This window comes from Anaerolineae bacterium, from assembly GCA_016931895.1.
Lineage (GTDB): Bacteria > Chloroflexota > Anaerolineae > 4572-78 > J111 > JAFGNV01.
In genome coordinates this window covers 1-6,397 of the sequence record JAFGDY010000106.1, presented here as the reverse complement: position 1 = coordinate 6,397, position 6,397 = coordinate 1, and the positions used below count along the sequence as shown (strand labels likewise).

The following is a 6,397-nucleotide window of genomic DNA, read 5'->3' as shown; positions in this document are numbered from 1 at the left end:
TAGCCCCAACGGGGCTTTCCTATCCCAGTTGCCCCCCTCTGGGGGGCTTCCTAATGCCTCCCGCTATGCGGGAGGTTGATTACTTTTCCGCTGATGCTTTTGTTTTTTGCCGGCGCGAGCTGGCTGCCCCTCTCTTTGTTGGCCCTGGGGGGGGTTGGCTGGGGTTTTATGGTATTGTTCAATATGGCCAATGCCCTCATCCAAACACTGGTGGCCGACGAGTTGCGGGGCCGGGTGGTCAGCATTTACACCCTGAGCTTTTTTGGATTGATGCCCCTGGGCGCGCTGCTGGCCGGTTGGGTGGCCGAGGTTTTTGGTGAACCAACTACCATTATTATTAGCGCGTTGATCTCGCTGGGTTTTGCCGGTTGGCTGTGGCTGCGCATGCCGCAACTCCGCGCGCTACAGTGATCCCGGCGATATATGTCCTGGTGACATTTGTCACACCCAATCAAGGACAAATGTCACTTACCAATTACGGCCAATAATCTTACAATGACCCTGGCAGTTATAGGCGGCAGTACCTACCCGCGTTACTTCTATTTCCAGAAAAGTAAAAAAACAACCTCTTCAAACACTACCACTTTTAAGGCGAGTGAACATAATTCGGTGGTCGCCACCGTTGTGTTATTAACAAAAATCGTAACTGCTCAAGCATGTCGTTTCGACCGAAGGGAGAAATCTCCTTGAAGCCGCCCCTTGAAAAGTAGATTTCTCGGCCTACGGCCTCGAAATGACATGGGGCTGAGTAGTAACCAAAAATCATTCAAAGGAGAAAATTATGTCAGAAGAAAAAGTAATGAATCGGACTTTAGTCGTGGTCGGAGCGCTGTTGATCCAGCTTGCGTTGGGCGCAATTTATGCCTGGTCGGTGTTTACGCCGGCGCTGGTAGAGGCGGGTTGGAGTAAGGCTCAAACGCAGATGGTGTTTTCGGCGGGATTGGCCTTTTTTGCGGTGGTTATGGTGCTGGCCGGGCGGATGATGCCTAAAGTTGGCCCCCAGAAATTGTCTATTGCCGGAGGAATTACGCTGGGTTTGGGTTATTTATTGGGTGGTTTGATTGCGCCTTTTAATTTTTGGGCGTTGTTGATCTTTATTGGCGTTATAGGCGGCAGTGGTATTGGCCTGGCTTACGTGGTGCCTATTGCGGTGGGCATGCGTTGGTTTCCAGATAAAAAGGGCCTCATTACCGGGCTGGCGGTGGCCGGTTTTGGCTTTGGCGCGCTGCTGTGGGTGCAACTGGCCGGTTCGTGGGGCAAACTCATTGCCAATATGGGGTTGGGAACCACCTTTGCCATTTATGGGGTGGTATTTGGCATCATGGTGGTGGTTGGCGGTTTGTGGATGGTTTTTCCGCCGGAAGGCTGGAAACCTGCTGGCTGGGAGCCGCCTAAGGCTGTGGCCGGTCAAGCCCCGGCGGCCGGCACAGTAGATTTTGAAAGCGGCGAGATGTTGCGCACGCCCCAATTTTACATGATCTTTATCACCTTTTTGTTTAGCGCCAGCGCGGGCTTAATGAGCATTGGTTTAATGAAACTATTTCCCATGCAGGCCATGCAAGCCAACGGTATTGCCGAAGAGTCGGCCAGCGCCATTGCCGGCTTTGCCATGGGGATATTTTTCTCGTTGTTTAACGGCGCGGGGCGGATTGGCTGGGGTATTGTTTCCGATAAGATCGGCCGCAAAATGTCCATTATAATTATGACGGCGATTCAGGGGGTAATGATGTTGCTCTTCCCCCTGATGGCCGGAACGCCGGCCCTACTTTATCTGGCGGCAGCCCTGGTTGGCTTTAATTTTGGCGGTAACTTTGCCCTGTTCCCCACCATTACGGCCGACACCTTTGGTAGCAAATTTGTGGGCCAAAACTATGCCTGGGTGTTTTTGTCTTACGGCGTAGGCGGTATCTTTGGCCCCATCTTGGGCGGTAAACTGGGCGATATGGGCAACTTTGCCCTGGCCTTTACCATTGTGGGGGTGCTGTGTCTGATTGCCGCCGGAATTATGTCTGCGCTCAAACCGGCAGTTAAATCTGGAGAAGCTGTCCCGGCCGGGGTCTAAGACTGGTAATAGAGTAGTCTAAATGGAGATGGGTCAAAATTCATTTTGGCCTCCTCTTTTTAGGACTGACGTAAATTGTTGATGCGTTCCAGAGGTGATAGTCACTTACAAAGTGACTGTCACCTCTGGAACTTTTTGTTTTAAATGGCGTCAGGGTGTCATCCCTTTTAGCCTTGCCGGATGTCTAAATTTTGCGTTTTTGGGGAAAAGTCTATATTATCGGTTTATGGATTTTTTTAACCCAATCATTCTTCAGGATTTGAATAGATATTTCACCCATAGTAAGCAGTAGATGACGTCTTCAAAAACGGACCCTCAAATCTCTTGCCAAAATGTTTGGAAAATATTTGGCCCTCACCCCAAACAGATCAGGAAGAAATTAGCTCTGGCTTCCAGGGATGAGATCTTGGAGAAAACCGGGCATGTGGTGGCGGTGAGAAACGTTTCCTTTGAGGTGCGCATGGGGGAAACATTTGTGGTTATGGGCCTGTCCGGCAGCGGCAAGTCAACCCTGATCAGGTGTATCTCCCGCCTCATTGAGCCAACGGAAGGCCGGGTAATAATTGACGGCGAAGACGTTACGGCCATGGACGCTAAACAACTGCGCCACTTGCGCCGCCAGAAAATGAGCATGGTCTTTCAACATTTTGGCCTGTTCCCGCACCGGCGCATTCTTGATAATGTGGCCTATGGCCTGGAAATCCAACGGGTTGACAAATCTGTGCGCCGCGCCAAAGCCAAAGAAGTGATCAAGCTGGTTGGTTTAGAAGGTTGGGAGAACCACTATCCCGGCGAATTGAGCGGCGGCATGCAGCAGCGGGTGGGCATTGCCAGAGCCTTGGCCGTTGACCCCAAAATCCTGCTCTTTGACGAACCCTTCAGCGCCCTCGACCCGCTCATCCGGCGGGAGATGCAAGACGAACTCATCAACCTCCAAAACATTATGCGTAAAACCATCCTCTTTATCACCCATGATTTTTTGGAGGCGTTGAAGTTGGGCGATCGCATTGCCATTATGAAAGACGGCGAAATTGTGCAAATGGGCACGCCCGAACAGGTGGTGATGCAACCCGTTAACGAGTACGTGCGGGAGTTTACCAAAGATGTCCCGCGTTCCCGGGTGTTAACGGCCCGCTCAATTGTGCAGCCGGGGCCGGTGGTGGTATTGGCCAACGAGCCATTGGAAAAAATCCTGCCGCTGATGCAGAGTCAGGATAGCCCGGTGGCTTTTGTGCAGGATGAAAACGGTCGCTTTTTGGGCACTTTTACCCTGGAACAGGTGCAAGGGGGGATATTGAATAACACCCCTGTCGCCTCTCTGGTCAATCAAGATTATCCCCTGGTTTCCCCCGCTACCAGCCTGGCCGACCTCATCCCCGTTGTGGCGGCTACGCATGCGCCGGTGCCGGTAGTGGATGATGACCGGAGGCTGTTGGGTACGGTTGACCGCATCTCGGTGATGCTGGCCCTGGGCGGGAGTACGGAAACCGGGCATGATTCCCCGGCCCATCAAGGCGGTAATGGCCGGATGACTGGCGTCACAGAACGTCCCTCTCATTAGCGTGATTCAGCCAATTTTTAGGGGCGCGAGGTAAAAAACGTAGAACAATGTTAAGATGGCAATCATTAGGCGAAACCATGCTTGTGCGCCGGCGTATATTTTTTTACCTGGTGGTGCTGGTAGTTATTTTTACCCTGCCGTTCCTGTTTCGCCGGTTGCCGGTTGAGGTGGGCGCCTTCCCCGCAACCTGGAATCTGCACCTGCGCGAGCCGATTGACGAATTCCAAAGTTGGGTGATTGGCAATCGGGCTTCGCACTTTTTATTTGCCTGGTTTTTTGAGCCAATTAGCGACGTTATTGATTTTGGCATCAGGGAGGTTGAGCAATTTTTATTGTGGCTGCCCTGGCCCGTCATCATCCTGAGCGCGTACCTGGTAGGCTACCGGGCCGGAGGGGTGCGGGTTGGCCTGCTGGCCGGCGGCGGGCTGCTGTTTATGGGCCTGGTGGACCTGTGGAACCAGAGTTTGCAAACGCTGGCCCTGATGGGCGTGTCGGTTTTTATTTCGCTGGCTATTGGGCTTCCGCTGGGTATTCTGGCCTCGCGCTACGACAAGCTTGAGGCAGCCTTGCGACCTTTGCTTGACGCCATGCAAACGATGCCGGCCTTTGTTTACCTTATCCCGGTGCTGCTCTTTTTTGGCATTGCGCGCGTGCCCAGCGTGATTGCCACGGTTATTTACGCCTTGCCGCCGGCCATCCGGTTGACCAATTTGGGTATCCGGCGCGTTTCACCTCCGGCGGTGGAAGCGGCGCGCGCGTTTGGCTCCACCGAGTGGCAGATTTTAAGCAAGGTGCAATTGCCTTTGGCCATGCCCACCATTATGGCCGGGGTGAATCAAACTATTATGATGGCCCTGGGCATTGTAGTGATTGCGGCCTTGATTGGGGCCGGCGGGCTGGGCCGGGAAGTCCTTGTCTCGCTCCAACGTTTGCGCGTGGGCGAAGGGCTGGAAGCAGGGCTGGCTATTGTGTTTATGGCCATTATTTTTGACCGGGTTGGCACGGGCTTTAGCCAGAAAGAAGCCTCGCATGCAGCCAGGCGAAGCAAAGGCTTTCACCTGCTGCCCAACAAATGGGCCAAATACACCTGGGCGCGGGGGTTTGAGCGAGGCGTTGACCTGACCATCATCGGTATCCGCCACTGTTCCCGAACGCTGGCCCGCGGCCTGGGAGCGATGGTGGATGGCGTGATGAGGCTGGTGGGTCGCAAAGATACAGGTCGCATCGTGTCGCCTTTTTTGCAGCGTAACGCCTTCTTTTTGACCTCTCTGATTTTGCTGGTGATTTTATTGAGTATTGGCCTTACCCACTCAACGGCTGACTTTTCTGAATTTCCTGAAAATTGGAGCCTTGATTTGAGCCGGCCTGTTGATTCTGGCGTGGATTGGGCGCGGGATAACCTGTATCAAGTGGGCGACTGGCCCATTGGCACCGGCCCGTTGAGCGACTTTCTGGTGATTTACGGCCTCAACCCTTTACGCTCTTTGTTGTTAAACTGGCTGGTCTGGCCGACTTTCATTTTGGCGGTGGCGCTGGTGGCCCATGCCGTAGCCGGCTGGCGGATGGCCCTGTTCTCCGTAGCAGGGCTGGCCCTGATTGGTTTTTTGGGGATGTGGGAATACAGTATGGACACCTCCAGCCAGGTGTTTGTGGCCGTATTGGTGACCGTGGCCATTGCCGTGCCGTTGGGCATTATCTCCTCCCGCAGCGATACCTTTGAGGCAATTTTGCGGCCCATCCTGGATACGCTGCAAACCATTCCTCCCTTTGTTTACCTGGTGCCGGTGATCATGTTGTTCAACGTGGGCCGCGTGCCGGGCATTATGGCCTCGGTGTTGTATGCGTTGCCCCCGGGCATCCGGCTCATCAATTTGGGCATCCGCCAGGTGGCCCCGGACACGGTGGAGGCGGCCCAGGCTTTTGGCTCTACCCCCCGGCAGATTTTAACCAAGGTGCAGTTACCCCTGGCCATGCCGGCCATTATGTTGGGCATCAACCAGGTGATCATGATGGTGTTGGCGATGGTGATTATTGCCGGTTTGGTTGGCGGCGGCGGCTTGGGGTTAGAAGCCGTGATCGGGCTGGCTAAAAATCAAACCGGGCGGGGGATTGAGGCGGGCCTGGCCATTGTCATCCTGGCCATGATTATGGATCGCATTACCCAGGCCTGGGCCAAAAAGCGAGAAGTAGTGGGGCAAAAGGATTAACCGGCCGCTTGATGATATCTTTTAGCGTTTCCCGCTTTTGGTGAAAATGATGACAGAAATAAGCAATGAAGAATTAATCAAAAAGGCGGCATCGGTTATCAGACCCAAAAGGATAGGCGACTACCTGGTGGGCGATGTTGGTTGCGCCCTGGTTACCGCTAAAAATAACATTTACCTGGGGGTGTGTATAGACGTGATGTCCGGGATGGGGTTTTGTGCCGAACACAGCGCGATTGCGGCCATGATCACGGCGGGCGAGTACAGCATAAAAAAGATTGTGGCGGTTTGGCAAGATGAAAAAGGGGTATATGTTTTATCGCCTTGCGGCAGATGCCGCGAGTTTATGCGCCAGGTTCATCAAGATAATTTAAACACCGAAGTAATTTTGGATCGGCATAAAGTTGTAAAATTGGCAGATTTGCTGCCCTATTATGACTGGTTCAAAAAAATATGAATTATAGATGTAAAGTAACTGCTCAAGCATGTCATTTCGACCGAAGGGAGAAATCTCCTTGAAGTCGTCCCTTGAAAAGGAGATTTCTCGGCCTACGGCCTCGAAATGACATG

General features: G+C 53.2%; 5 protein-coding genes. All 5 read left to right on the top strand.

Annotated features, from left to right (window positions below):
• The first annotated feature begins 75 nt into the window (after positions 1-75).
• The 5 genes from JW953_08340 to JW953_08320 all read left to right on the top strand — a co-directional run bounded on the left by JW953_08340 (position 76) and on the right by JW953_08320 (position 6,284).
• On the top strand, positions 76-411 hold the full coding sequence (locus tag JW953_08340) for an MFS transporter (protein MBN1992702.1): 336 nt from the start codon (positions 76-78) through the stop codon (positions 409-411).
• A gap of 370 nt (positions 412-781) precedes the next feature.
• Positions 782-2,062, top strand: coding sequence for an OFA family MFS transporter (locus tag JW953_08335; protein MBN1992701.1), 1,281 nt, complete (start codon positions 782-784; stop codon positions 2,060-2,062).
• Positions 2,063-2,354: 292 nt separating this feature from the next.
• Positions 2,355-3,623, top strand: coding sequence for a glycine betaine/L-proline ABC transporter ATP-binding protein (locus JW953_08330; GenBank protein MBN1992700.1), 1,269 nt, complete (start codon positions 2,355-2,357; stop codon positions 3,621-3,623).
• Positions 3,624-3,670: 47 nt separating this feature from the next.
• The gene (locus tag JW953_08325) at positions 3,671-5,830 is read left to right on the top strand and encodes an ABC transporter permease subunit (protein ID MBN1992699.1); all 2,160 of its coding nucleotides are present in this window, start codon (positions 3,671-3,673) and stop codon (positions 5,828-5,830) included.
• A gap of 49 nt (positions 5,831-5,879) precedes the next feature.
• On the top strand, positions 5,880-6,284 hold the full coding sequence (locus JW953_08320) for a cytidine deaminase (protein MBN1992698.1): 405 nt from the start codon (positions 5,880-5,882) through the stop codon (positions 6,282-6,284).
• Positions 6,285-6,397: the final 113 nt, after the last annotated feature.

Bases quoted from the DNA above. Each gene is read 5' to 3' on its own strand.
- JW953_08335 (MBN1992701.1), top strand. From the start codon at position 782: ATGTCAGAAGAAAAAGTAATGAATCGGACTTTAGTCGTGGTCGGAGCG.
- JW953_08330 (MBN1992700.1), top strand. From the start codon at position 2,355: ATGACGTCTTCAAAAACGGACCCTCAAATCTCTTGCCAAAATGTTTGG.
- JW953_08325 (MBN1992699.1), top strand. From the start codon at position 3,671: ATGTTAAGATGGCAATCATTAGGCGAAACCATGCTTGTGCGCCGGCGT.
- JW953_08320 (MBN1992698.1), top strand. From the start codon at position 5,880: ATGACAGAAATAAGCAATGAAGAATTAATCAAAAAGGCGGCATCGGTT.